At 73.3% G+C, this 25,410-nt stretch carries 23 protein-coding genes; 10 read left to right on the top strand and 13 right to left on the bottom strand.

What is annotated here, in order from left to right; translation table 11 throughout:
* Positions 1–68 precede the first annotated feature (68 nt).
* Together AQI95_RS33485 and AQI95_RS33480 are read left to right on the top strand one after the other, a co-directional pair.
* Positions 69–776, top strand: a complete 708-nt coding sequence (locus AQI95_RS33485) for an ArsR/SmtB family transcription factor (RefSeq protein ID WP_067132948.1) — start codon at positions 69–71, stop codon at positions 774–776.
* 86 nt (positions 777–862) lie between these two features.
* The gene (locus AQI95_RS33480) at positions 863–1,804 is read left to right on the top strand and encodes a DMT family transporter (RefSeq protein ID WP_107121824.1); all 942 of its coding nucleotides are present in this window, start codon (positions 863–865) and stop codon (positions 1,802–1,804) included.
* Between the two features lie 3 nt (positions 1,805–1,807).
* Here AQI95_RS33480 and AQI95_RS33475 read toward each other — a convergent pair whose 3' ends face one another.
* From AQI95_RS33475 to AQI95_RS33435, 9 genes are all read right to left on the bottom strand, one after another.
* Complete coding sequence (locus AQI95_RS33475) at positions 1,808–2,890, bottom strand: Zn-dependent alcohol dehydrogenase (RefSeq protein ID WP_067132766.1); 1,083 nt, start codon at positions 2,888–2,890, stop codon at positions 1,808–1,810.
* Positions 2,891–2,905: 15 nt separating this feature from the next.
* Positions 2,906–4,294 (bottom strand): aldehyde dehydrogenase family protein, encoded by a 1,389-nt coding sequence (locus tag AQI95_RS33470; protein WP_067132764.1) that lies wholly within the window; start codon positions 4,292–4,294, stop codon positions 2,906–2,908.
* 142 nt (positions 4,295–4,436) lie between these two features.
* Positions 4,437–5,120 (bottom strand): class F sortase, encoded by a 684-nt coding sequence (locus tag AQI95_RS33465; RefSeq protein WP_067132761.1) that lies wholly within the window; start codon positions 5,118–5,120, stop codon positions 4,437–4,439.
* Positions 5,107–5,841 (bottom strand): hypothetical protein, encoded by a 735-nt coding sequence (locus tag AQI95_RS33460; RefSeq protein ID WP_067132759.1) that lies wholly within the window; start codon positions 5,839–5,841, stop codon positions 5,107–5,109. The genes AQI95_RS33465 and AQI95_RS33460 overlap by 14 nt, the downstream gene beginning before the upstream one ends.
* 100 nt (positions 5,842–5,941) lie before the next feature.
* A complete protein-coding gene (locus tag AQI95_RS33455) occupies positions 5,942–7,177 on the bottom strand; it encodes an MFS transporter (protein WP_067132755.1) in 1,236 nt (411 codons plus the stop codon).
* A 22-nt stretch (positions 7,178–7,199) separates the two neighbouring features.
* On the bottom strand, positions 7,200–8,591 hold the full coding sequence (locus tag AQI95_RS33450; protein WP_067132753.1) for a CitMHS family transporter: 1,392 nt from the start codon (positions 8,589–8,591) through the stop codon (positions 7,200–7,202).
* A 124-nt stretch (positions 8,592–8,715) separates the two neighbouring features.
* Positions 8,716–10,947 (bottom strand): molybdopterin oxidoreductase family protein, encoded by a 2,232-nt coding sequence (locus tag AQI95_RS33445; protein WP_067132750.1) that lies wholly within the window; start codon positions 10,945–10,947, stop codon positions 8,716–8,718.
* Between the two features lie 158 nt (positions 10,948–11,105).
* Positions 11,106–11,723, bottom strand: coding sequence for a TetR/AcrR family transcriptional regulator (locus AQI95_RS33440; RefSeq protein WP_067132747.1), 618 nt, complete (start codon positions 11,721–11,723; stop codon positions 11,106–11,108).
* 64 nt (positions 11,724–11,787) lie between these two features.
* Complete coding sequence (locus tag AQI95_RS33435; protein WP_067132744.1) at positions 11,788–12,345, bottom strand: hypothetical protein; 558 nt, start codon at positions 12,343–12,345, stop codon at positions 11,788–11,790.
* 184 nt (positions 12,346–12,529) lie between these two features.
* Here AQI95_RS33435 and hmgA point away from each other — a divergent pair, with 184 nt between their 5' ends.
* The 3 genes from hmgA to AQI95_RS33420 are packed head-to-tail and all read left to right on the top strand — an operon-like array spanning position 12,530 to position 15,851.
* Positions 12,530–13,876 carry a homogentisate 1,2-dioxygenase gene (hmgA, locus tag AQI95_RS33430; protein ID WP_067132741.1) on the top strand — a complete coding sequence of 449 codons (1,347 nt, stop codon included), beginning with the start codon at positions 12,530–12,532 and terminating at the stop codon, positions 13,874–13,876.
* A 45-nt stretch (positions 13,877–13,921) separates the two neighbouring features.
* Entirely contained in the window at positions 13,922–14,671 is a 750-nt protein-coding gene (locus tag AQI95_RS33425; protein WP_067132738.1) for a GntR family transcriptional regulator, read from the top strand.
* 25 nt (positions 14,672–14,696) lie between these two features.
* Positions 14,697–15,851, top strand: coding sequence for a type ISP restriction/modification enzyme (locus AQI95_RS33420; RefSeq protein WP_067132735.1), 1,155 nt, complete (start codon positions 14,697–14,699; stop codon positions 15,849–15,851).
* Between the two features lie 37 nt (positions 15,852–15,888).
* Here AQI95_RS33420 and AQI95_RS33415 read toward each other — a convergent pair whose 3' ends face one another.
* Positions 15,889–16,599: a TetR/AcrR family transcriptional regulator gene (locus tag AQI95_RS33415; RefSeq protein ID WP_067132733.1), complete on the bottom strand. Its 711-nt coding sequence runs from the start codon at positions 16,597–16,599 to the stop codon at positions 15,889–15,891.
* 63 nt (positions 16,600–16,662) lie between these two features.
* On the opposite strand from AQI95_RS33415, the gene AQI95_RS33410 reads away from it, so the two are divergent.
* Entirely contained in the window at positions 16,663–17,619 is a 957-nt protein-coding gene (locus AQI95_RS33410; protein WP_067132728.1) for an ATP-binding cassette domain-containing protein, read from the top strand.
* The gene (locus AQI95_RS33405) at positions 17,616–18,395 is read left to right on the top strand and encodes an ABC transporter permease (protein ID WP_067132725.1); all 780 of its coding nucleotides are present in this window, start codon (positions 17,616–17,618) and stop codon (positions 18,393–18,395) included. The genes AQI95_RS33410 and AQI95_RS33405 overlap by 4 nt, the downstream gene beginning before the upstream one ends.
* 366 nt (positions 18,396–18,761) lie before the next feature.
* On the opposite strand, the gene AQI95_RS33400 is transcribed toward AQI95_RS33405, so the two are convergent.
* From AQI95_RS33400 to AQI95_RS33390, 3 genes are all read right to left on the bottom strand, one after another.
* The gene (locus AQI95_RS33400) at positions 18,762–19,031 is read right to left on the bottom strand and encodes a hypothetical protein (RefSeq protein ID WP_079071635.1); all 270 of its coding nucleotides are present in this window, start codon (positions 19,029–19,031) and stop codon (positions 18,762–18,764) included.
* 126 nt (positions 19,032–19,157) lie between these two features.
* Entirely contained in the window at positions 19,158–20,006 is an 849-nt protein-coding gene (locus AQI95_RS33395; RefSeq protein ID WP_067132719.1) for an anti-sigma factor, read from the bottom strand.
* Positions 20,003–20,596 carry a sigma-70 family RNA polymerase sigma factor gene (locus AQI95_RS33390; RefSeq protein WP_279617035.1) on the bottom strand — a complete coding sequence of 198 codons (594 nt, stop codon included), beginning with the start codon at positions 20,594–20,596 and terminating at the stop codon, positions 20,003–20,005. The genes AQI95_RS33395 and AQI95_RS33390 overlap by 4 nt, the downstream gene beginning before the upstream one ends.
* 159 nt (positions 20,597–20,755) lie before the next feature.
* Here AQI95_RS33390 and AQI95_RS33385 point away from each other — a divergent pair, with 159 nt between their 5' ends.
* From AQI95_RS33385 to AQI95_RS33375, 3 genes are all read left to right on the top strand, one after another.
* The gene (locus tag AQI95_RS33385) at positions 20,756–22,300 is read left to right on the top strand and encodes a DUF4331 domain-containing protein (protein ID WP_067132713.1); all 1,545 of its coding nucleotides are present in this window, start codon (positions 20,756–20,758) and stop codon (positions 22,298–22,300) included.
* A 103-nt stretch (positions 22,301–22,403) separates the two neighbouring features.
* Positions 22,404–23,936 (top strand): tetratricopeptide repeat protein, encoded by a 1,533-nt coding sequence (locus AQI95_RS33380; RefSeq protein WP_244188925.1) that lies wholly within the window; start codon positions 22,404–22,406, stop codon positions 23,934–23,936.
* Positions 23,933–25,402 carry a nickel transporter gene (locus tag AQI95_RS33375; RefSeq protein ID WP_067132710.1) on the top strand — a complete coding sequence of 490 codons (1,470 nt, stop codon included), beginning with the start codon at positions 23,933–23,935 and terminating at the stop codon, positions 25,400–25,402. Before AQI95_RS33380 ends, AQI95_RS33375 begins: the two co-directional genes overlap by 4 nt.
* Positions 25,403–25,410: the final 8 nt, after the last annotated feature.

The following is a 25,410-nucleotide window of genomic DNA, read 5'->3' as shown; positions in this document are numbered from 1 at the left end:
TCCATGGTTTCGAGCGTGCGTCCATGGTTCGGTGAGGGCCGAAGCATGTCTGCCGCATGCTGGGACACATGACCGCCAAGGACCCCCGGGCCGCCGCTCTCGCCGCGCTCGCCGCACTGCTCGCCGACGAGACACGGGCCGCGTGTCTGCTGGCGCTGCTCGACGGGCGGGCCTGGACCGCCGGTGAGCTGGCCCGGCACGCCGGGGTCGCCGCGTCGACGCTCAGCGAGCACCTGGGCAAGCTGGTGGCCGGGGGCCTGCTCGCGGAGGAACGCCAGGGACGCCATCGCTATGTGCGGCTGGCCGACGCGCGTGCGGCGGGGCTCGTGGAGAGTCTCGCCGCGCAGACGCCCGCGCCGGCCGGGCCTCCGGGTTCGCTGCGGGAGTCGAGCACCAGATCCGCGATGGCGCGGGGCCGCACCTGCTACGACCATCTCGCCGGGCGGCTCGGGACGGCGGTCACGGACGCGCTGACCCTGCGGGGGTTGCTGCGGCAGGACACGGGGTTCGCGCTCACGGAGGCGGGGGTGGAGTGGTTCGCCACGGCGGGCATCCCCCTCGACCTGTCGAGTCGGCGCCCGCTGGCCCGTGCCTGCCTGGACTGGACCGAACGCCGGCCCCATCTCGCGGGGGCGGCGGGCGCCGCGCTGTGCCGGCATGCGCTGGACGCGGGGTGGTGCGTGCGGATCGGGTCGGAGCGGGCGGTGAAGGTGACTGCGGCGGGGGAGCGGGAGTTGGCGGCGCGGTTGGGTGTCCCACCCGATGCGTTGCGGTGAGATTCGGCTACGGGAGTGCTCCGCCGCGACGGCGGCGTCCGATATCCGCTGGCCCTCGACAAAACCCACTGCCTAGCCTCGGGAGCATGATGAACGCCACCAGGAATCGGCCCGAAGTACTCGCCACCGGCGCCGCCGTCGTCACCGTCCTCCTCTGGGCCTCCGCCTTCGTGGCCATCCGCAGGGCCGGGGAGGCCTACTCCCCCGGTGCGCTCGCGCTCGGGCGGCTGGCGTCGGGTGCCCTCGCGCTCGGGGTCATCTGGGCGATACGCCGGGAAGGGCTGCCCCCGAGGGAAGCCTGGCGCGGGATCCTGTTGTCCGGGGTGCTGTGGTTCGGGTTCTACATGGTCGTCCTGAACTGGGGCGAGCAGCAGGTGGACGCGGGCACGGCGGCCCTCGTCGTGAACGTCGGCCCGCTGCTGATCGCCCTGCTCGGTACCCGGCTGCTCGGCGACCCGATGCCGCCGCGGCTGCTGGCGGGCATGGCCGTGTCGTTCGCCGGAGCGGTGACCGTCGGACTGTCGATGTCCGGCGGCGGGGGCAACTCCTTGCTCGGCGTGGTCCTGTGCCTGCTGGCCGCCGTGGCGTACGCCGGCGGGGTCGTCGCGCAGAAGCCCGCTCTGGGGCACGGGAGCCCGCTGCAGGTGACGACGTTCGGTTGCCTCGTCGGTGCCGTGGGCTGTCTGCCGTTCGCCGGGCAGTTGGTCCACCAGGCCGCCCACGCTCCCCTGCCGGCCACCCTGGACATGCTCTACCTGGGCGTCTTCCCGACCGCGCTCGCCTTCACGACCTGGGCATACGCCCTCGCCCGCAGGACCGCGAGCCGGATGGGCGCGACGACGTACGCCGTACCCGGGCTGGTGGTGCTGATGTCGTGGCTGGTGCTCGGCGAGGTGCCGGGCGTGCTCACGCTGGCCGGCGGTGTGCTGTGTCTCGCGGGTGTCGCCGTCTCGCGCTCCCAGGCGGGCGGGAGCCGCGTCGTGCGGGTCGCGGCCGGCGAGCGGCCGCGATCCGAGAAGGCCGGCTGAGCGTCAGAAGACCACCAGGGCCCGGCCGCCCTTGCCGGCGAGCATGTTCTCGAAGGCGGCCGGGATGCCCTCGAGGGCGATCCGCTCGGTGACGAGCGCGGAGAGGTCCAGCCGGCCCTCCCGGACGTGCTCGGCGAGCACCGGCACATCGCGGGCCGGGTCGCTGTTGCCGTAGACGCAGCCCGACAGGGTGCGGCCCCAGTGGAAGATCTCCAGGGCGTTGAAGGTGACCTCCTGGTCCTTGCCGCCGATGCCGACGACCGTCGTACGGCCGCCCCGGCGGGTGGAGTCCCAGGCCGCGCGGATGCTGACCGCGCGGCCCACGCACTCCACGGAGACGTCGACGCCCTGCTTGCCGGTGAGGGCGCGGATCTCCCGGGGGGTGGTCTCGGAGGCGAGCACGTAGTCGGTGGCGCCGGCCGCGCGGGCCAGTTCCTCCTTCTCGGGGGAGACGTCGACGGCGATGATCCGGGACGCGCCCGCGATGCGGGCCGACTGGAGGGTGGCGAGGCCGACGCCGCCCGCGCCGAACACCGCGACCGTCTCGCCGGGGCGGACCTTCGCCGAGTGGTGGACGGCGCCGTAGCCGGTGAGGACGGCGCAGCCGAGGAGGGCCGCGTCCTCCAGCGGCACCCCCTTCGGCAGGGGCAGCACACAGGACGCGGAGACGACCGTCTCCTCGGCGAACGCGGCCACGTTGAGTCCGGGGTGGAGATCGGTGCCGTCGGCGGTGCGGGCGTAGACGTCGGCGGCGCCGCTGAGGGCATGGGCGCACAGCCAGACCTCGCCGAGCCCGCAGGCGTGGCAACGCCCGCAGGACGGGGCCCAGTTGAGGACGACGGGGTCGCCCTCGGCGACATGCGTGACGCTCTCGCCGACGGCCACGACCGTGCCGGCGCCCTCGTGGCCGAGGACGGCCGGGACCGGTACGCGCATGGTGCCGTCGGACAGGGACAGATCGGAGTGGCAGACGCCCGCGGCGGCGAGGCGGACCCGGACCTGCCCCGGGCCCGGGTCGGGCAGTTCGACGGCGGTGATCTCCAGGGGGGCGCCGATGGCGGGCAGGACGGCGGCTCGTACGGCCATGGGTCGCGTACTTCCTTAGAACTGGAGGGACTTGGTCTGGAGGTACTCGGTCAGTCCGTGCGCGCCGAGTTCCCGGCCGACTCCGGACTGCTTGTATCCGCCGAAGGGGGCGAGCGGATTGAACCGGCCGCCGTTGATGTCCACCTGACCGGTGTCCATCCGCCGGGCGAAGGCCTCGGCCTCGGCCGCGTCCCCGGCCCAGACGGCGCCCGCGAGGCCGTAGACCGTGCCGTTGGCGATGCGCAGCGCGTCGTCCTCGTCGTCGTAGCGCAGGATCGACAGGACCGGCCCGAAGATCTCCTCCTGGGCGATGGTCATCGCGGGTGTCACGTCGGCGAAGACGGTGGGGCTGACGAAGTAGCCCTTCTCGCACGGGGATTCGGGGCCGCCGGCGACCAGTCGGGCGCCCTCGGCGATGCCCTTCTCGATGTAGCCGCGCACCCGGGTCCGCTGCCCCGCGTTGACGAGGGGGCCGATGCGGTCGGCGTACTTGGCGGCGGCCGTCCGGGCCAGCCCGACGGCCTCGTCGTACCGGTCGCGGTGGACCAGCATGCGCGTCCAGGCGCTGCACGTCTGGCCGGAGTTGGACATCACGTTGGCGACGCCGACGTGCACCGCCCTGGCGAGGTCGGCGCTCGGCAGGATGACATTGGCGGACTTGCCGCCGAGTTCCAGGGCGACCCGCTTCACGGCCGCTCCGGCCGCCGCGCCGATCTGCCTGCCGACCGCCGTGGAGCCGGTGAAGGAGACCAGGTCCACGCCGGGGTGCTCGGCGAGGGCCTGCCCGGCGACCGGGCCGAGGCCGGTGACCAGGTTGAACACACCGGCCGGTACGCCTGCCTCGTGCACCGCCTCGGCGAAGAGCTGGGCGGTGAGCGGGGTGTCCTCGGCGGGCTTGAGGACGATCGTGCAGCCCGCGGCGAGCGCCGGGGCGGCCTTGGCGACGATCTGGTGCAGCGGGTAGTTCCAGGGGGTGATCGCGGCGACCACGCCGACGGGCTCGTGCAGGACGGTGGAATTGCCGACCTTCTCCTCGAAGGAGTGGGTGGCGGCCAGTTCGGCGTAGGAGCCGGCGACCGCGATCGGTACGGCGGCGTGGACGGCCTGGGAGAACTGCAGCGGGGAGCCCAGTTCGGCGGTGACCGTCTCGGCGATCTCGTCCTTGCGGGCCACGAGGGCGTCCCGGAGGGCGGCGAGGCGGGCCGCGCGCTCGGCCGGCGGGGTGGCCGCCCAGGCGGGAAGGGCGGCGCGGGCCGCGCGGACCGCGGCGTCGACGTCCGGGGCGCCGGCCGCCGGGACGTGGGCGATGACCTGCTCGTCGGCCGGGTTCACCACCTCGATGACTTCCGTGGTCGCGGCGGGGCGCCAGGCGCCGTCGATGTACAGGCCGTCGTGTGCCTTCATGCTGCTTCCTCCCGGCGGGGCTGCGTCGTCCGGCACACAAACTAGCGGCGTTAGTTTTTCAGCGCCAGACGTGCCGCCGGACGTACCAGGACATCATCGCCGGGGCGGCAGCCGCCCATTCGTCCGGGTGCGGCGGAACTCGTCACTTGATCGCGGTCAGGTGGGCGAAGACCACCACGTTGCTGGTGTAGCCCGTGCGCCGGCTGTAGAGGCCGCCGCAGGTCAGCACGCGCAGTTCGGGCCGCTGGGCGGGGCCGTAGACCTCCTTGTCCGGGAAGCCCGCCTTGTCGTAGACCTTCATCCGGTCCACGGTGTAGACGGCGGTGCGGCCGTCGGCGCGCTTGACCTCGATGGGCTTGCAGGGTCTGACCTGGGCGAGCGCGGCGAAGACGGCCGGACCGGTCGCCGTGTCCCGGTGGCCGACGGCGATCGCGGTACCGGCCTCGCCCGGCGTGGGGCCGTCCTGGTACCAGCCGACCAGCTTGGGCCTGTCGACGGGCGGACTCTCCAACTGCCGCTCGCCGTCCAGCCGCAGGGCCGTGATCGGGGCGTCGACACCCAGGGACGGGATGCGGAAGGACGTCGGCCGGGACCGGGGCAGCGGCGGAGGCGAGTCGGGAGGGGCCTTGCAGGACCGCTCTTCGCCGGCGCCCTCTCCGCCGGCGGCCGCCACCGCGTCCGGGCCGCCGGCCCGGCCAGGCCCGGTCTGTCCCCCCTCGCACCGGTGCCCCACCGTCACCAGGACGGTCACCAGCAGGGCCGTCCTGGTGAGGCGATAGGCACGGGTGCGGTACCAGGGCCTGCGTCTGCGCCTACGCGGCGCCATGAGGACGTCGCCGGCCGCGCCGGATGTACAGGGCGCCGCCGACCGCGATCAGGCCCACGGCTCCCGCGGCGGCCACCGGCGCGTACGCGGCGGCCGTGTCGATGAGACCGCCCCCGCCCGCGTGCACACTGCCCCTCGGCGGATCGTCGTGGTCCCCCCTGCTCCAGCCCGAGCCGTCCTCCCGGTCATGGTCGCGCTGGTCCTGACGGTCGTCGTGGTCCCGCTGGTCCTGGCGGTCGTCGTGGTCCCGGTGGTCCTGGTGGTCCTCGATCTGGCCGCCTGGACCGTTCCCCCCGTCGTGCCGGCCGTCATGGCAGTTGACGCGGAAGAGCTTCTCCTTGACGGCGCCCGCGGCGACCCAGGTGAGCTTGTACTGCCCGTCGGTCAGCCCGATCGCGTCGGTGTGCCCGGCGCCGCTCGCGAACTGGATGACGCCGGTGATGGTGGCGGAGGTCGGCAGCGGAGGCTGCGCCTGGATGATGTAGGCGACATTGGGCAGGATGTCGAAGTTGACGGCGTCGAGGTAGAACTTGCAGACCGTCGGCTCGTCCTTCGTCACACCGTAGGGCACGCCCACACTGTGCACCCTGATGTCGCCGTTCTCCCCCTGGGCCGCCGCGGTCGGTGCCGCCACCCACGACGCACCCGCCACCAGGGCGGTGAGGACGACGGTGGCGCGCGCACGGGGGCCGAAGGCACGTGGTGAGGTGAGGGTGACCATGCACATTCCTCCGAGTCAGACGATTTTCATACAAATCGTTCTTTCGAATGGACTGTGCTTGATACACGCCGCTCCTGACGAAACGACACCCGGCGCGTCGTCAGAGATCGCTCATGCGGCGCAATCCGGAACGCCGCGCCCCCTGCCGCCCGGCACGCTCCCGCCCGCCGGGCCGCTCGGGCGAGCGCAGCGCGACCCCCGAGGACAGCAGCAGCAACGCCCCGAGCATCACGAACGGAGCAGCCACCCCCGCCACGCCCGCGACCAGGCCGGCGGCGGCCGGGGCGGCCACCTGGCCCAGCCGGTTGCCGGTCAGGCGCAGCGCGAGCGCCGTCGAGCGCGCCGCGTCGGGCGCCGCCTGCACCACCGTCGTCATCGACAGCGGCTGGCCCACGCCCAGACAGAAGCCCAGGACGGTGAGCATCGCGCCCAGCGCCCACAGCGGCACCGGCAGCGCGACTCCCGCGCACAACAGGGCCGCCAGGAAGCAGGTCAGCGTGAGCAGCGCGGGGCGGCCGAGCAGCCGGAGCAGCGGGGTGAGGACGAGCCGGCAGGCGATGGTGGCACCGGCGCGGAGGCTGAGCAGCACCCCGACCACCGAGGGGGCGATGCCCCGGTGTTCACCGACCACGGGGAGGTAGGCGGTGAGGATGTCGGTGGCGGACAGCACGGAGAGGCTGACGAGCATGCCCGCGGGCACGCCCCGGGCGCGCAGGATCCCGGCCACCGGCACCCGGTCGCCTCGCGGGCCGCGGGAGCCTGGAGCCGTACGGTCCTCGATGTGCCACAGCGAGGTGAAGGCGACCGCGGCACCGGCCCCCGCGACCACGAGGGCCAGCGCGCTGCTGCCCGCCATGTCGGGGCCGCCGATCAGGGCGCCGGCCGCCATCGGGCCGATGAGCTGGCCGAGGGAGGCGCCGATGGTGAAGTGGGCGAAGTTGCGGTCCTGCTCGTGCGGCGCCGACCGGCGGGCGACCAGCGACTGGGCGCCGATCACGAAGCAGAGGTGGCCGAGGCCCATCACCCCGCTCCACAGGGCCATCGCCCACAGGGAGTCGGCCAGTCCGCTCAGGGCGCAGCCGCCGGAGATCAGGACCACACCGGCCGGGAGCAGGGGTGCGCAGCGGCCGTGGTCGGTGCGCCGGCCGAGCGGTACGGCGGCGAAGAGCGGCAGCAGGGCGTAGACCCCGGCGATGACGCCGACGGCCCGTTCGTCGGCGCCCAGCGCGAGCGCCCGGTAGGAGACGGCGGGGCGGGCCATCGACACCGCCCCCTGCGCGAAGCCGAAGGCGAGGACGAGGCGGAGCAGCCAGCCGCGGTTCCCACCGGGCGCCATGGGTCGGTCCCTCTCCGGAGGTTCAGATGATGCCGAACAAGGCGGCCGCGCCGAGCACGACCAGTGAGGTGAGCGCGGCCCACTTGACCACGAACCGGGTGTGGTCGCCGAACTCCACCTTGGCCATGCCGACCAGGACGTACACGGCGGGGACGAGCGGGCTGGACATGTGCAGCGGCTGGCCGACGATCGAGGCGCGGGCGATCTCCAGCGAGGAGACTCCGTGCGCCTGGCCCGCCTCGGCGAGCACCGGCAGGATGCCGAAGTAGAAGCCGTCGTTGGACATGAAGTACGTCAGCGGGATGCTCAGCACGCCCGTGACGAGGGCCATGTGCGGGCCCATCCCGTCGGGGATGTTGTTCACCAGCCAGTCGGCCATGTGGTCGACCATGCCGGTGCCCTGGAGCACACCGGTGAAGACGGCGGCGGCGAAGACCATGCCGGAGACGTTGAGGACGTTCTCGGCGTGGGCGGCGATCCGGGCCTTCTGGTCCGGCATGTGCGGGAAGTTGACGGTCAGCGCGAGGGCCGCGCCGAGCAGGAACAGCACCGGGATCGGCAGCCACTCCATGATCATGGCGGTGAGCAGGGTGACCGTCAGCAGCGCGTTGAACCAGTACAGCCGGGGGCGCAGGGTGGCCCGGTGCGGGTCGAGGCCCTGGAAGCCGTCGTCCTCGGGCTCCTCGGGGGCGGCGTCCGTGCCGGCTCCCGCACCGCCCCCGGCCTGGGTGCCCGTGCCGGCCCCGGCGCCCACCAGGACCGTCTCCTGCTCCTCCACCAGCACCTCGTCCAGCGTGAGCACGCCGAGCCGCGTGCGCTCGCGGCGGCCGAGGACGTAGGAGAGGACCAGGACGAACAGCAGACCCGTCGCCAGGGCCGGGATCATCGGCACGAAGATGTCGCTCGCGTCGACCTTCAGCGCGGTCGCGGCCCGTGCGGTCGGGCCGCCCCAGGGCAGCGTGTTCATCACGCCGTTGGCCATCGCGGCCACACCGGTCATGACCACCAGGGACATCTTCAGGCGCTTGTACAGCGGGTACATCGCCGAGACGGTGATCATGAAGGTGGTGGAGCCGTCGCCGTCCAGGGACACGATCGCGGCGAGGACCGCCGTACCGACGACGATGCGCAGCGGGTCGGCCTTGCAGAACCGGAGAATGCCCCGCACGATCGGGTCGAAGAGGCCGACGTCGATCATCACACCGAAGTAGACGATCGCGAACATGAGCATCGCCGCGGTGGGCGCGAGGCCGGTGACGCCGTCGATGACGTAGTCGCCGAGCTTGGCGCCCTTGCCCACGAACACACAGAAGAGTGCGGGGATCAGCACGAGCGCCGCGATCGGCGACATCTTCTTCAGCATGATCAGGACCAGGAAGGTCGCGATCATGGCGAAGCCGAGGATGGTCAGCATGAATGGATACCTAACGTTCGCCCTTGAACATCCCACCTGGGGGTCGGCGGTGCGATGACGTTAGGTCCCGTCTCCCGGCGTTAACAAGATGTTGACGTGTGAGCAATAAGCGCGAAAGTCCAGGTCACAGGCTTGCGGCGAGTTGGACGGGGACGCCGTTGAGGACCGCGTTGCCCGAGAGCGGGTCCAGCAGGGTGCCGTCGAGGAGCTGGTTGACGTTGACTCCGGGTGCCGTGCCGGCGTGGCCGAGGCGGGTGCCGGGGCGGTCGTGTCCCCAGCCGTGCGGCAGGCTCACCACACCGGGCCGTACGGCGTCGGTGACCTCGGCGGGCGCCACCACCTCTCCCCCCGCGCCCTTCACCCGTACGTCCGCCCCGTCCCGCACGCCGAGCCGGACCGCGTCCTCGGGATGGATGTGCAGGGTGCAGCGGTTGGAGCCGCCGGTGAGGGCGGGCACGTTGTGCATCCAGCTGTTGTTGGAGCGCAGATGGCGGCGGCCGACGAGGACCAGTCCCGCGGGGCGTTCGCGCAGCGCCGCGCGGAGCCGGGGCAGGTCGCCGGCGAGGGGCTCGGGCAGCAGCTCGATCCTGCCGCTGACGGTCTTCAGCGGCTGCGGCAGGCGCGGGCGCAGCGGGCCGAGGTCGATGCCGTGCGGGTGGGCGAGCAGCCGGGCCAGGGTCAGCCCGCCCGGCCGGGCGCCGAAGCCGTCGCCGTAGGGGCCGAGGCGCAGCATCAGGTCCAGCCGCCGCTCGGGGCCGCTCTCGCCGGTGAGCTGTGCGGCCGGCTCACGCGGGTCGCGGCCGTACACCGGCGAGTGCCGCTCCCGCACGGCCTTGCCGAGGGTCTGGTCGATGACCATCGTGTCCACGGTGGCCGGGTCGGCGCCGTGCATACCGGTGGCCGCGAGGATCAGCCGGGCGAGGATCTCGCTCTCGGCCATCCGGCCGGGCTCCAGCGGGACGGCGGGGCGGGTGTAGCGGACCTGGTTGCGCACGGCGAGGGTGTTGAAGGCGAAGTCGTGGTGCGGGCTCTGCGAGGGCGGCGGCGGGGGCAGCACGACATGGGCGTGGCGCGAGGTCTCGTTGAGGTACGGGTCGACGCTGACCATGAAGTCCAGGGAGTCCAGGGCCTTGTCGAGGCGGTCGCCGTCGGGCGCGGACAGCACCGGGTTGGCGGCCACGGCGATCAGCGCGCGGACCGGTGCGCCCCCGTCGGTGGCGGTGTCGATCTCCTCGGCGAGCGCGGAGAGCGGCAACTCTCCCTTGGCCTCGGGCAGTTGCCGCACCCGGGAGTGCCAGCGGCCGAGCGCGAAGCCGCGTCCGGGGCCCGCCGGTCGGGGCGTCCGGTCGGTGGCGGCCTGCGGGAAGAGGGCGCCGCCGGGCCGGTCCAGGTTGCCGGTGAGGACGTTGAGGACGTCGACCAGCCAGCTGGCGAGGGTGCCGTGCGGGACGGTGCAGCTGCCGATGCGGGCGTAGACGGCGGCGGTGGGGGCGGCGGCGAGTTCACGGGCGAGGGCGCGGATGACCGGCGCGTCGATGTCGCAGGCCTCGGCCACGGCCTCGGGGGTGAAGTCGCCCATGGCGGCACGGAGTTCGTCGAGCCCCCGGACATGCGGGGCGAGGTGGGCGAGGTCGACCAGGTCCTCCGTGAAGAGGGTGTGGGCCATCGCCGCGAGCAGCAGGGCGTCGGTGCCGGGGCGGATCGCCAGGTGCCGGTCGGCGAGCTTCGCGGTGCGGGTGCGGCGCGGGTCCACCACGGTCAGATGTCCGCCGCGGGCCTTGAGTGCCTTGAGCTTGCCGGGGAAGTCGGGGGCGGTGCACAGACTGCCGTTGGACTCCAGGGGGTTGGCGCCGATGAGGAGCAGATGGTCGGTGTGGTCCAGGTCCGGCACGGGGATGGCGTTCGCGTCGCCGAAGAGCAGCCCGCTGGAGACGTGCTTGGGCATCTGGTCGACCGTGGAGGCGGTGAACAGGCTGCGGGTGCCCAGGCCGGCGAGGAGGACCTGCGGGTAGAGGGCGCCGGCCACGGTGTGCACGTTGGGGTTGCCGAGGACCACCCCGACGGAGTGGGGGCCGTGGCTCTCCACGACCGGGCGCAGACCGGCGGCGACCGCGTCGAAGGCCTCCTCCCAGGTGGCCTCGCGCAGTTCGCCGTCCCTGCGCACGAGCGGGGTGCGCAGCCGGTCGGGATCGGAGTCGACGGCCGCGAAGGAGGCGCCCTTGGGGCAGATGAACCCCTTGCTGAAGACGTCCTCGCGGTCACCGCGGGCGCCGGTGACACGGGTGCCCTCGACGGTGAGGGTCAGCCCGCAGGTGGCCTCGCACAGGGGACAGATTCGCAGGGCGGTGCGGGACACGGGTCCTCCCGGGGGGCGGCGGCGATGCCGGGCGAGCACGGAGGGCTCGGGGCGAGCATACCGACCGGTACGCATGGAGGGGAGCCCCTTGGACGACCGTTCGCACTCCACCGGGCGCGGATGTGGCCGAGCACGTCACCCCGGCGGTCCCGGCCGCCTCAGTCGAGCACGCGTCCCAAGTACGCCCGCAGCAGTTCCCGGGTCTCCGTGATGATCGCCTCGTCTCCGTCCGGGTCGGTCCGGAAGGCCAGTTGGACGAGGCCGTCCGCGGCTTCCACGGCGACCAGGAAGACCCGGCGCAGTTCGTCGTCCGGCGTGCGGCCGAGGTAGCCGGAGAGCAGCCCGGTGAGCCGGTCGGCGACACGGGTGTTGGGCTCGGTGTGGCGCGCGCCGACCGGTATCTGGTTGCCGAAGTCGACCAGGGAGAAGCCGGGTGCGGTGCGCTTCATGGCCAGGTACTCGTCGAGGACGGCGTCCATCGCCTCCCGCCAGTCCCCCCTCCGCGCCCGCTTCAGCCGCTCGGTGACGCGCTCGGTGTACCGCTCCAGGTTGCGCTGGGCCAGGGCGTCGGCCATCTGCCGTTTGTTGCCGAAGAACCGGTAGACGGAGCCGATGGGGACACCGGCGCGCAGGGCGACGGCGCGGGTGCTCAGGGCGTCGTAGCCGACCTCGTCGAGGAGTTCGGCGCAGGCGTCGAGGATCCTGGTCAGCCGTTCGGCGCTGCGCCGCTGAACGGGCGCGCGGCGGAGCGTTGTCGCATGGGGCACGGGTTTCATGATGCCTCTCCGCCGGGGTCCGGTGAACCTCGCCCTCCCGTACGGAGAAGAGTGGCTGACGCACTCATTTCCCGACGACCGGGGCCGCCGTGCCGGTCGAGGGCTCGGCCGTCGCCGTCTGCGCACCGGACGCCGTGATGTCGGCGGTGCTCTGCACCGGCTTGTGCCGTACGGCCCACACGGTGCCGTCGTCGGCGTACAGGCGCGCGGTGACGTGGTGGGTGCCCTGCGGGACGAGCCGGTCGGGCAGGCGGTACGCGCGGGTGCGCAGCCGCGTGACCTCGCGGCCGTCGACGAGGAGGTGCACGAGCCCGCGCCCGGTCACCGCCGTCCGCCCCGCGCCGGGTGCCGAGCAGTGGAAGTGCCGGAAGGTCAGCCGGACGTCCCAGCCGCCGCCGAGGTACGGGGTCACCTCGACCCCGACCTCGGGCGCGTCCTTCCGGTCGACCTCGCGCAGATGCCGGCCGGTCTCGTCGGTGTCGTCCAGGACCTTGCCGACCGGTGAGGGCGAGTCCGCGCCGTCGTGCGCATGGCCGCTCGTGCAGCCCGCCACGCCGAGCGGCAGCAGGACGCACACCGCGAGCGCGGCGGGCGTCCTGCGGATCCACGACGTCATGGGCATGTCCGGGAGAGTAGAACAGCCCTCCGGTCCCCCGAATCCGTCTGAAGTCGGGTTCCGGCCACCTTTCGCAGTCCCTCCGACGGAGTTCCCCGAGCCCTCTTGCGCCGGCCGCGCGCTATTCCTACGGTGATACATAGGAATCGGGAGCGCATCAGGCGCGCGACAAGAGCGCAAGGGAGCGATCATGAGCGACGGGGGCACCTCCCGCGCGAGGGAATTCGAGCGCGGGGAAGCGCGGAAGACCGCCGCGGGACTGTCGTATCTGACCGGGTTCGGCAATGAACACACCTCCGAGGCGGTGCCGGGCGCCCTGCCCGAGGGCCGCAACTCGCCCCAGCGGGCACCCCTCGGGCTGTACGCGGAGCAGTTGAGCGGTACGGCGTTCACCGAGCCGCGCGCCCACAACCGCCGCTCCTGGCTCTACCGCATCCGCCCGTCGGCCGCGCACCCGGCGTTCACCCGCGCCGACAACGGTGCGATCCGTACGGCCCCGTTCACCGAGACCGTGCCCGACCCCAACCGGCTGCGCTGGAACCCGCTGCCCGAGCCGCCGGCCGGCACGGACTTCCTCGCCGGGCTGTGGACGCTCGGCGGCAACGGCGACGCCACCCAGCGCACCGGCATGGCCGTCCACCTCTACCACGCCGACGCCTCGATGGAGCGGGTGTTCTCCGACGCCGACGGCGAGCTGCTGATCGTGCCGGAGCATGGCGGACTGCTGCTGCACACCGAGTTCGGTCGACTCCATGTGGAGCCCGCCCATGTGGCGTTGATCCCGCGTGGGGTGCGCTTCCGTGTGGAGCTACTGGACGAGTCCGCCCGAGGCTATGTGTGCGAGAACTACGGGGCCCCGTTCCAACTGCCCGACCTCGGCCCGATCGGCGCCAACGGGCTCGCCCACGCCCGGGACTTCCGCGCACCGGTCGCCGCGTACGAGGACGTGTCCGGACCGGTGGAGGTGGTCAACAAGTTCTGCGGCAACCTCTGGACGGCCGTCTACGACCACTCCCCCCTGGACGTCGTCGCCTGGCACGGCAACCATGTGCCCTACGTCTATGACCTGCGCCGTTTCAATGTGATCGGCACGATCTCCTACGACCACCCGGACCCGTCGATCTTCACGGTCCTGACCTCCCCGTCGGACACCCCCGGCCTGGCCGGCGTCGACTTCGTCGTCTTCGCCCCGCGTTGGCTGGTGGGCGAGGACACGTTCCGGCCGCCGTACTTCCACCGGAACGTGATGAGCGAGTACATGGGCCTGATCGAGGGCGCCTACGACGCCAAGGCGGAGGGCTTCGTGCCGGGCGGCGGCTCGCTGCACAACATGATGTCGGCGCACGGCCCGGACCGGGAGACCTTCGACAGGGCGAGCGCGGCGCAGCTGCGGCCGCAGAAGATCGACGACGGGCTGGCGTTCATGTTCGAGACCCGCTGGCCGGTCACGCTCACCGGGCACGCGGCCGGCGCGGACCACCTCCAGCGGCGTTACGACGACGTGTGGCAGGGGCTCCAGCGCCATTTCCGCGCATGACGCCTCGGTTGCGCCTCACGTTCATCGACAGGTACGGATAGCCGCGTGACCTCCTTCGCCCCGGATTCGATCGTCCTGAACCGCAAGCTGCCGCTGTGGTACCAGGTGTCGCAGTCGCTGCGCGCCTCGATACTCGGCCGCTCCCCCGAGGACCCGCTCCGGCTGCCCACGGAGGAGCAGCTGGCCGAGCACTACGGCGTGAGCGTGCTGACGATGCGGCAGGCGCTGAAGGAGCTGGAGGACGAGGGGCTGATCAGCCGTCACCGGCGGCGCGGCACGTTCATCGAGCCCGGGGTGCGGCGCGGGGCGCCCGTGCGGCTGCTGGGCTCGGTGGACGCGATCGTGGCCCAGCAGTCCGGGATGACGACCGAGCTGCTGGACCACGGCAGCGTGCCCGTCCCGGGCGGGCTCGCCGAGTACTTCCCGGACCTCACCGAGGTGGCGGCGTACCACCGGCTGCGCCGCGACGAGAAGACGGGCGAGCCGACCAACCACGCCGTCAACCACATCCGCCCCGAACTCGCCGCGCTGATCGACCTGGACGACCTGGTCCGCTGGCCGATGACCAAGGTGCTGCGGGACGTCGTCAAAGCGGACATCAGCCGTATCACGGACACGGTGGAGGCGAGGCTGGCCGACCCGGAGACCGCCCGTCTCCTCCAAGTGCCGCTGCTCAGCCCGATCCTGCACTACACCGGTGTGACGTACGACGCCGGGAACCGGGTGCTGGACGTGGCGGTGATCCACTACCGCGGCGACCGCTTCTCGTTCACGGTGACCCTGGACGCCACCTGACCCGGCCCCGGGGTCAGCCCGTACCATGCCCTGCGTGACGTACGACGACGCTCCGCCGCTGGCGGACCTCATGCCGTGGTCCGTCGCACCGCTGCGCCCGGGCCGCGCCTGGCCGACGGCGCCCGACCCCGGCTCCCTGAAGGCCCGCTGGGACGCCCTGCTGAAGGCCGAGGGCCCGGACCGCCGGGCCCTGTTCGAGCCGACCCGCGCCCGCACCCTCGACTCGGCGGTGGGCCAGCTCCCGGGCCGGCCGAGCGGCACGGAGCGGCTGGCCCGCGCCGAGAGCCCCTGCGCGGAGCCGGTCCGGGTGCTGGCAGCGCCCTTCGACGCGCAGTGGCTGATCCCGGACCACCGGCTGATCGACACCGCCCGGCCGGAGCTGTGGCGGGTGGCGGACGAACGGCAGGTGTTCGTCCTGGAGACGGCCGACGAGACCGTCCCCCTGCTGGCGACCTCGCTCCTGCCGACCCTGCGCACGCCTCGCATCCGCCCGCTGTACCGCCGCCCTCGCGGCACGGAACCGAACCTCGCCCCCGGTCTGCTGGACCACCTGGCGGACCGCCTCGGCACCCGCCCCGCGCCGGTGGACATGCTGGCGTGGATCCTGGCGGCGACCCGCCCGGACCTCACCGTCCCGCTCGCCGAGGACCCCGAGGTGTGGGACGGGGGCGTGGAGCTGGGCCGGCGCATGCTGTGGCTGATGCGCCGCGACGGCGAGCGCCCCAAGCTGCCCGGGGGCCGCCGCCCCTACGTCCGCTCGCCCCTCCCGAGCCGCCCCGCGACCCTCGACTACGACCCCGAGGGGGAAGCCCTCCTGCTGGACGAGGGCCGCATCTCCCCGGTCCCCCCGCAGGCCTGGGAGTACGAGGTGGCCGGAGTCCGGGTCCTGGAGTCCTGGTTCACGGCCCGTACGGCTCCGGCCGAGCCGGGCACCCTCGCCGCGATCCGCCCGGCGACCTGGTCGCAGACCTGGACGTCCGAGCTGCTGGAACTGATCACGGTGCTGGCCCTGCTGGCCGAACTGCACCCTCGGCGGCACGAGTCGAAGCCGGACTCGGCCATCACGGCGACCGAGCTGCGGGCGGCGGGCGTGCTGCCCGCCCCGGAGGCGGCCCGGCGCCCCGCCTCGGTCCTGGACCACCACGAGGAGGGCCCGGAAGGCCAGTTCGCGCTCCTCTAGCGCTCCGCACGCCGCACTCGCCGCGGCGGCCGCCCGGCTAGCGGGGCGCGAACGCGTCCAGGACCCGCCCCAGCGCGCGTGCGAAGACCGCCTCCAGATCGATCGGTCCCGCGTCCTCCCCGAACGCTGCCGCCATCCTCGGATACGCGCCGGAGGCGACCTGACGGCCCAGGTAGGCCCCGCGCACCGCGTTCTCCTCGGCCTCGGACCACGGCAGCGCCCGCACCCGCTCCGCCGTGTCGAGTTCGTTGCGGACGTACGTGGTGACGACGCCGTTCAGCATCGCGATCAGCTCCAGTTTGGTGCCGTGGCTCGCCGCCAGCGGATCCAGGCAGGCCAGGCAGTGCTCCAGATAGCGCAGCGCGTGCGGACTGAAGCCGTAGACCGGGGACATCAGGCGCGGCACCCACGGGTGCCGGTGCATCAGCGCGCGCGTCTCGCCCGCCACCTTGAGCATGTCGGCCCGCCAGTCACCGCTCGCGTCCCACGGGACGTGCTCCGCGCTGACCGCGTCCACCATCAGCTCGTACAGGTCCTCCTTGCGGGGGACGTAGTTGTACAGCGACATGGTGCCGCACCCCAGCTCCGCCGCGACATGCCGCATGGACACCGCGTCGAGCCCGCGCTCGTCGGCGACGCGCACGGCGGCGGCCGCGACGTCGTCGCGGGTGTACGCCGGTCTCGGGCCCCGTCCGGTGCGCTCGGGGCGCGCCCAGATCACTTCGGGGACGGCCCCTCGGACTGCCATCGGTCATCACCTCGACCACCATCCTAGTTACGTACAGCGTACGCAGTGCGGTACGGTCGTCGCATGACAATTACGTACGCTGTACTTAGTGAGGGTCTGGAGAAGCGCTTCGGCGCCGTCCACGCCCTGCGCGGGCTCGATCTGGCCGTGCCGCAGGGAACCGTCTGCGGACTGCTCGGCCCGAACGGCGCCGGCAAGACGACGGCCGTACGGCTGCTGGCCACGCTGCTGCGGCCGGACGCCGGTTCGGCCCGGATCGCCGGGCACGACCTGGTGCGGGAGGCCGCCGCCGTACGGAGCCGGATCGGGGTCACCGGGCAGTACGCCTCGGTCGACGGCGACCTCACCGGCCGCGAGAACCTGCGGCTGTTCGCCCGGCTGCACCGGGTGCGCTCCCCCGCCGCACGCGCCGACGACCTGCTCGAACGCTTCGGCCTGACCGAGGCCGCCGGCCGCAAGGCCGCCACCTACTCGGGCGGTATGCGGCGCCGGCTGGACCTCGCGGCGAGTCTCGTCCGCAGCCCCGACGTGCTCTTCCTCGACGAACCGACCACCGGACTCGACCCGGCCAGCCGCGCCGGCATCCGGCAGGCGGTGCTCGATCTGCGGGCGGGCGGTACGACCGTGCTGCTGACCACCCAGTACCTGGAGGAGGCCGACCAACTCGCGGACGACATCGCCCTGATGGACCGGGGCCGGGTCGCGCACACCGGCTCACCGGCGGAACTCAAGTCGCTCATCGGCTCGTACGCGGAGGCGGTGGTCGCGGACGGCGCCGCGCTGCCCAGGGCGGCCGCCGTGCTCGACCAACTCACGGGCAACGAGCCGGTGTTCGACCGGGAGCGCCATGCCGTGGGCGCCGCCTCCACCGATCCGACGCTGACGCTGCCTCGCCTGGTGCGCGAACTCGACGCGGCGGGCGTGCCGTTGCTGGACGCGAGCCTGCGCCCACCCACACTCGACGACGTCTTCCTGCGACTCACGGGAGAGCCGGCGCAGGACAAGGAGCGTGCCGCATGAGCGCATGGGCGTACGACGGCCTGGCGATGACCGGCCGGCAGCTGCGGCGGGTCCGCAACAGCCCGGGGCTGGCGATCCTGACCCAGATGATGCCGATCAACATGCTGCTGTTCTTCGGCTATGTGTTCGGCAGCGCGCTGGCGACACCCGGCCGCGAGTACCGCGCCTTCCTGCTGCCGGGGCTCCTGGTCGCGACCGCGGCGGGCGGAGTGATGACCGGCATGTTCCAGGCCGCCGCCGACACGCACCGGGGCGTGATGGACCGGTTCCGCACGCTGCCGGTGAGCCGGGCCGCCGTACCCCTCGGACAGGCGGTCGCCGACCTCGTCGTCACGGCCGTGGGTACGGTGCCGCTGCTGCTGGTGGGGCTCGCGGTGGGCTGGCGGATCGAGGGGTCCGCGCTCGACGCGGCCGGTGCGGTGGGGCTGCTGCTGCTCTTCCGGTTCGCCTGCACCTGCGCCGGGATCTTCCTGGGGCTGCTGACCCGCAGCGAGGACGCCGCCGGCCAGCTCGGCGCCTCCTCGTTCGTGCTGCCGCTGCTGTCCGACGCCTACATCCCGACGGACCGCCTGCCGGGCTGGCTGCGCACACTCGCCGAGTGGAACCCGATCAGCGCGGTCACGACCGCCCTGCGGGACCTCTTCGGCAACGCGCCCGTGCCGCGGGGTGCCGCCTGGCCGGTGGCGCATCCGATCGCCGGGGCGCTCGCCTGGAGCCTCGCCCTGGTCGCCGTGTTCCTGCCGCTGGCCGTGCGCCGGTACAGCCGCGGCGAGTGACGCAACGCGGCGGGGAGGCCGGAGCGCTCTCGCGCCATGCGATGCACAGGGGTGAGCCCCCGGCGCGCACCGGCCTCGCGCACGCCGCGTCGCGGCGTACGGCGCCTGCCCGATGAGCGGGTCGTGCGGCGCCCGGAATTCCGGGCGGAGGGACCCCGTCGGTGCCGGGCGGGGACGAGGCGCGGAAAGGTGATGCGCCCGTGCTCGGACAGCACACCGGAGCACCGCTGCGTGCCGTGGGGATGACGGACGACGAGAGCGCAGCGATACGCCGGAGAGTGTGCCGACCTGAGCACGGGCACCCCGGAAGGGCTCAGAGGGCCGACTGCTCGGTCAGTGGCGGCTCGAGGGCCGCCCACGGGCCGCTCAGTGGCCGCCGAACAGCGAGCGCCGCAGTCGGCGCAGCGGTGCGAAGAGGGAGACGCGGCTGACCCGCTTGCCCCGGTCGCTGCGCTGGTGTGCGGTGTCACGCGCGGTCAGCTCGAGCATCAGCGAGGTGGCCTCGACCGTCTCGCGCTGCGGTATGGCGGGGCCCGCCAGCACCGACAGATGGCGGTCCAGGCGCGAACTGGTCGCGCTGCTCCCGCAGGTGATCGCAGGGACCCTGGCCCTGCTGCGCACTGTTATCTGATCCATGTCACTCCCCACCCGTACGAGTCCACCCGGCCCGGGCAGGGTAACCCTATCGCCCCACCGGGGCACGCGTGTATCTCGGCCACAGGATTCACCTTCCCTGCAAGGCTGTTGACCATCCCACTTTGACTACTCTCCGAATCCGACCGATTTCAGGGTGAGTTGGACAAGGGGCTGGCTGGTGGGTTGCGCTGAGCCGCCATCAGGCTCGACGGTCACCGCGAGTGACGTCGAGGAGGCGTCAAGGCCTTTCGCGGTCAAGGGCGTGTCGCCCGCGAAGAGCCCGAGGGAGCGCGGTTGCGCACGGGGGCGCATGAGCCAGAGCTGGCGGACGCGGCCGTCGGGCGGGCTGTCGTATCCGCTGAGGGTGACGACGGCTTCCCCGGCCGAGGCGGAAGCGATCACTCCGATACCACGGCCCCGAGCGTCCTTGCCGGTGACGGCGCGGGCGTCGGGCGCGGCCAGAACGTGGGCGATCTCACGTGCCCGGGACCGCTCCGCGTCGAGCCGGTCCTGAGTGCGATGCGCCTGAACCGCGAAGAGAGAGGCGACGACGAGGGCCCCCGCCGCGGTGGCCGTGGCGAACGGCACGAAGAGCGGGCGCGTGCGGGGCGTACGGGTGCGTCCCGGCGGAGGCTGGGTGCCCCAGACGTGCGGCGGCAGCCGGGGCATGCGCCCCCGCGCCGGCGCCTGGTCCGCGGTCTGCTCCTGCGCGCGGGCGTGCACGGCTTCCTGCGGGGTGGTGCGTACGGCGGCCAGTACCCGCTCGCGCAGGGCGGCGGGCGCCGGGGCCGCTGTGGACCAGGCGAGGCGCACGGCGTCCTCGGCCAGCCCCCGCACCTCGGCGGCGCAGCGCTCACAGCCCCGCAGGTGTGTGGCGAACCGGCGCCGCTCGCCGGGTTCCAGGGCGTCGAGCGCGTAGGGCGCGGCGAGGGAGTGCAGGTCCTCCCGGCGCAGCAGCTTGCCGAGGATGCTCATGCCGCGCCTCCCAGGCACTCGCGGAGCCGGGTGAGCCCGTCGCGCATCCGTGTCTTGACCGTGCCGAGCGGCAGCGAGAGGCGCTCGGCCACCTCACGGTAGGTGTAGCCGTCGTAGTAGGCGAGGGTCACGGACTGGCGTTGCAGGGCCGTCAGCCGGTTCAGACAGCGGCGTACCCATTCGCGTTCCAGCCCGGCCTCGACCTCCTCGGCGACCTGGTCGAAGGCGGGCTCCCCGGCGCGCAGGGCCTCCCGCTGCTCGCGTTCGCCGGCCGCGCGGGCGCTGCGCACCCGGTCCACGGCCCGGCGGTGGGCGAGGGTGAGGATCCAGGACAGCGCGCTGCCCCGGCCGGGGTCGAACCGGGCGGCCGAGCGCCACATCTCCAGCAGCACCTCCTGGGCCACCTCCTCGGACTGGGCGGGGTCGCGCACCACCCGTCGGACAAGTCCGTACACCGGCCCGGACACCAGTGCGTACAGATCCTCGAACGCTCTCTGGTCGCCGCCCGCGACGAGCAGCAGCAGCTCGTCCGCCTCCACGCGGGCCCCCTCTCGACGGCCGCAGCCGGCTCTCTTGCGCACTCCACGCATCCGCACGAACGCACACCTCCGGCGGGTGATACGGATCGGCGGGCCGAAAACGCGGGTCGGGACGGGGCCGAAAGATTTTCCCCGGCCGACCAATCCGGTCGGCGAGCCGGCTCCGAAGACCCGTCCGTCAAAGGCAAGTCGGCACTGAGGACGGACGGCATGACACCTCTCTTCTCCAGGCGCGGCTCGGGACGTACCGGCCTGGCCACGCTGATCTGCGGTGCGCTGGCCGCCGGAGGGCTCACCGCCGCCGGCGTCGCCGCGCTGGCGCCCGGGGCGGCCTCGGCCTCCTCCCACCGGGAGGCCCCGCTGATCTCGGGGACCCCGCAGTACGACAACACCGACCTGTACGCGTTCGTCAGCCCGGACAAGCCCGACACGACGACGATCGTGGCCGACTGGATCCCCTTCGAGGAGCCGGCGGGCGGGCCGAACTTCTACACGTTCGCCGACGACGCCCAGTACGACATCCATGTCGACAACAACGGCGACGCCCAGGGCGAGCTGCTCTTCCGCTACACCTTCAAGACGCACACGAAGAACGGCAACACGTTCCTCTACAACACCGGTCCCGTCACCAGCCTGGACGACCCCGACCTCAACGTCACGCAGACGTACGACATCGATCTGATCCGGCTGAAGAACCAGCACGTGGTGTCGGACACGAAGCTCGCGGACGACGTACCGGTGGCGCCCTCGGACGTCGGCAAGGCGTCCATGCCGGACTACGGCAAGCTGCGCGCCCAGGCCGTGTACAGGACGGCGGGCGGCGCCGCGACCTTCGCCGGGCAGGCCGACGACCCGTTCTTCGCCGACCTGCGCGTCTTCGACCTGCTGTACGGCGGCAACCTCAGCGAGGTCGGCCGGGACACGCTCAAGGGCTACAACGTCAACACGATCGCCCTGCAGGTGCCGAACGACCTGATCCGGGAGTCCGCCGGCCAGCCGGTCGTCGGCGTCTGGTCGACCACCCAGCGCCGCAACGCGCAGGGCTCCTGGACACAGGTCTCGCGGCTGGGCAACCCGCTGGTCAACGAGGTCGTCAACCCGCAGAAGGACAAGGACAGGTTCAACGCGTCGCAGCCTTGGTACGACGCCCAGTTCCTGAAGAACGTCACCAACCCCGAACTGCCGAAGCTCATCGAGTCGATCTACAAGATCAAGGCGCCCGCCGAGCCGCGCAACGACTTGGTCGACGTGTTCCTGAAGGGCGTGAAGGGCCTCAACCAGCCGCCGAACGTGCGCCCTTCGGAGGAACTGCGCCTGAACACCTCCGTCAAGCCGAGCGCGCATCCCAAGCGGCTGGGCGTCCTGGACGGCGACAACGCGGGCTTCCCGAACGGGCGCCGGCTCACCGACGACGTGATCGACGAGGCGTTGCAGGTCGTCGAGGGCGAACTGGTCGGCTCGAAGAACGACCTGGGCGACGCGGTGGACAAGAACGACAAGGGCTTCGAGAAGTACTTCCCGTACGTCGCCGAGCCCGCCTCCGGTTCCCGCGGCCCGCTCGCCAGGGGGACGACGGCGGGTACGGACGTGCGCAGCCAGCTGGGCGACGCCCTGCGCCCGGCCGACTCCTCCGGCGGCTCCGGTTCCGGCGACACGGTGCTGATCGCCGCGTCGGCGGCCTCGGGCGCGGCCGGGATCCTGCTGATCGGCACCGCCGTCGGCTGGTGGCGCCGCCGCATCCGGCGCCCGTACTGACCCCGCACCCACCCCAGACCGGCGCGGCCCGTATCCCTTCCCCCACGGCGGGCCGCGCCTTCCCCTTCGATTCCCACCAGCACCAGGCGACCGAGGAGAGCCCATGTCTCCGCGCACGAACGACGACGAGACCGGCGGACGGGACGAGAGCGGCCGACGGCAGGGGACCACGGACCCGGAGACATCGCCACGGCCGCCTGCTCGCGCACCCGCCGCCGAGGCGGACCTGCCGGCCTCCGGTCCCGAGGAGCCCCCTGCCTCCGGCCCCGGCCCCGAGGACCGTGTGGCCGCGGGGCGGCGGTTCGGCGCCGCGGGGCGGCGCGGGCGGGCGCTGCGCCTCGCAGGGTGTGCGGGGCTGCTGGCCGTCGCGCTCACCGGTGGGGCGATCGCCGTCGGCGCGGGGCGGGCGCCGGGCCCGGTGCCGGTCGCCTCCAGCGCCGTGGATCCCGGTGCCCTGGGCGGCGGCGACCTGGACACCTCCGTCGCCGCGCTCCAGACGCATCTGCGCACCCAGCCCAAGGACGCCGACAGCTGGGCCACACTGGGCCTCGCCTATGTCGAGCAGGCGCGGACCAAGGGCGACCCCGCCCGGTACCCGCAGGCGCAGCGGGCGCTGGAGCGGTCCCTGTCACTGGCCCCGGACGACGACCAGGCCCTGGCCGGCCGCGCCGCCCTCGCCGCCGCCCGCCACGACTTCGCGGACGCCCTGACCTACGCGGACGCGGCACTGCGCCAGAACCCGTACAGCGAACGCGCGCTGTCCTCCCGTATCGACGCCCTGGTCGAACTCGGCCGGTACGCCGAGGCGTCCAAGGCCGCCGAGACCGCCGACGACCGCAAGCCGGGCGTACCCGTCTTCACGCGGTACGCCTATGTGCACGAACTGCGCGGCGACGTGGCCACGGCACGCCGGGTCCTCGCGCAGGCCCTGGCGAGCGCCACGTCGCCCGGCGACATCGCGTACGTGTCCACCCAGCTCGGCCAACTCGCCTGGAACCAGGGCGACTACAAGGCCGCGCTCGCCCGCTACGCCCGTGCCCTCGCCGCCGACGACACCTACCTCCCGGCGCTGGAGGGCCGGGCGCGGGCGCAGGCGGCGAGCGGCGACCGCGCGGCGGCGGTCAAGGGAATGGAGACGGTGGTGTCCCGCTGGCCGCTGCCCGGCCCGCTGGTCGAACTGGGTGAGCTGTACGAGGCCCGGGGCGCGGCCGGCGACCGGGACAGGGCCAGGCGGCAGTACGCCCTCGTGAACACCTGGATCGCGCTCGCCCGCGCGGGCGGCGTCGACGTCGATCTCGACACCGCGCTGGCCGCCGCCGACCACGGCGACAGGAGCGCCGCCCTGCGCGCGGCCCGCGCGGAATGGGGCCGTCGGCACACCGTGCACACCGCGGACGCGCTGGCCTGGGCGCTGCATGTCAACGGCCGTGACACGCAGGCCCTGCCGTACGCCCGCCGGGCCACCGCCACCGGCTACCGCAACGCCGTCCTCCTGTACCACCGAGGCATGATCGAGCTGGCCACGGGCCACCGGACCGACGGACGCGCCTCGCTCGCCTCCGCCCTGCGGCTGAACCCCGGCTTCTCCCCGCTCGGCGCGGCCGCGGCCCGCACGGCCCTGGAGGGCGCGAAGTGAGGCTCCGTCTCCCGTCCGTCCTGCTCGCCACGGGCGCCCTGGTCCTCCTCGCCGGCGGCACGGCGGGCGCGCACCCGCTCGGCAACTTCACCGTCAACCGCTACGACGGCCTGGTCGCCGCCCCCGGCCGGCTCCGCGTCGACCACGTGGAGGACCTCGCCGAGATCCCGGCGACCCAGGCCGAGCCCGATCTGCGGCGGCTCGGCGCGACGCGGTGGGCCCGGCAGCGGTGTGCGCGGGCCGCCGAGGGCAGCAGGCTCACGGTCGACGGCCGCACCACCGCGCTGACCGCTGTCGGCGGGGTGGCACGGCTGCGTCCCGGTCAGGCCGGGCTGCACACCCTCCGCGTGGAGTGCCGGCTGACCGCCCCGCTCCCGCGCGGCGCCACCGTGACCGTCGGCTTCCGCAGCGCGGGCGCCGCCGACGGGACCGGCTGGCGCGAGATCACCGCGCGCGGCGACCGTATGACGCTCACCGCGACGGACGTACCGAAGACGTCGGCATCCGACGAACTGACCGCGTATCCGAAGGACTTGCTGACCTCTCCGGCCGACACCACCGCCGCCTCCGTACGGCTGCGCCCCGGCGGCCCGGCCCTCGCAGAGGAGCCGGCGGCGCGGCCGGGGGCCGCCGTCCTGCCACGGGGCGCCGACCGCTGGACGCGCGCACTGGAGGACCTCGTGGCCCGCCGCGACCTCACCGTCGGCTTCGCCGCGCTCGCGCTGCTCGTCGCGGTCGTCCTCGGCGCACTGCACGCGCTCGCGCCGGGCCACGGCAAGACCCTGATGGCCGCGGCCGCGGCGGCACGCGGAAGCCGGGCCCGGCCGCGCGACGTGCTGCCGCTGGCGGCCTCGGTCACGGTGACCCACACGCTCGGCGTGGTCGCTCTGGGCATGCTCGTCACGGCCGGATCCGCCGCCACGCCCTCGGTGATCGCCTGGCTGGGCATCGCCGGCGGCGCGCTGGTCCTCGCGACCGGCGCCGGCCTCGTACGGAAGGTGTGGTCCGCCCGCCACCATCACCTTCCTCACCATGTCGACCACACCCATGGAGGCCACACCCATGGGGGACACGCCCACAGCCACACCCACGGGGGCCACACCCACACGCATCCCACGGCCCCCACCCTCCGCGGCACGATCCTGCTCGGCTTCGCGGGTGGGCTCGTGCCCAGTCCGTCCGCCGTGGTGGTCCTCGTCGGCGCCGCCGCGCTCGGGAAGGCCTGGTTCGGGCTGCTGCTCGTCGTGGCCTACGGCGCCGGACTCGCCCTGACGCTCACGGCGGCCGGGTTCGCCGTGGTCCGGCTGGGCTCGGGGATGACCCGGGTGCTGGAGCGGCGTCCACGCTGGACCGCCCACCCGGTGGCCACGCTCCTACGGCGCTCGGTGCCCCTCGCGTCCGCGCTGGTCGTCATGGCCCTGGGCGCCGGATTGGTGCTCAAGGGGGCCGCATCCGCGTGGGGCTGAGCTACTTT

This window comes from Streptomyces yokosukanensis (assembly GCF_001514035.1).
GTDB classification, from domain to species: domain Bacteria; phylum Actinomycetota; class Actinomycetes; order Streptomycetales; family Streptomycetaceae; genus Streptomyces; species Streptomyces yokosukanensis.
This window is presented reverse-complemented; position numbering and strand designations above follow the sequence as displayed.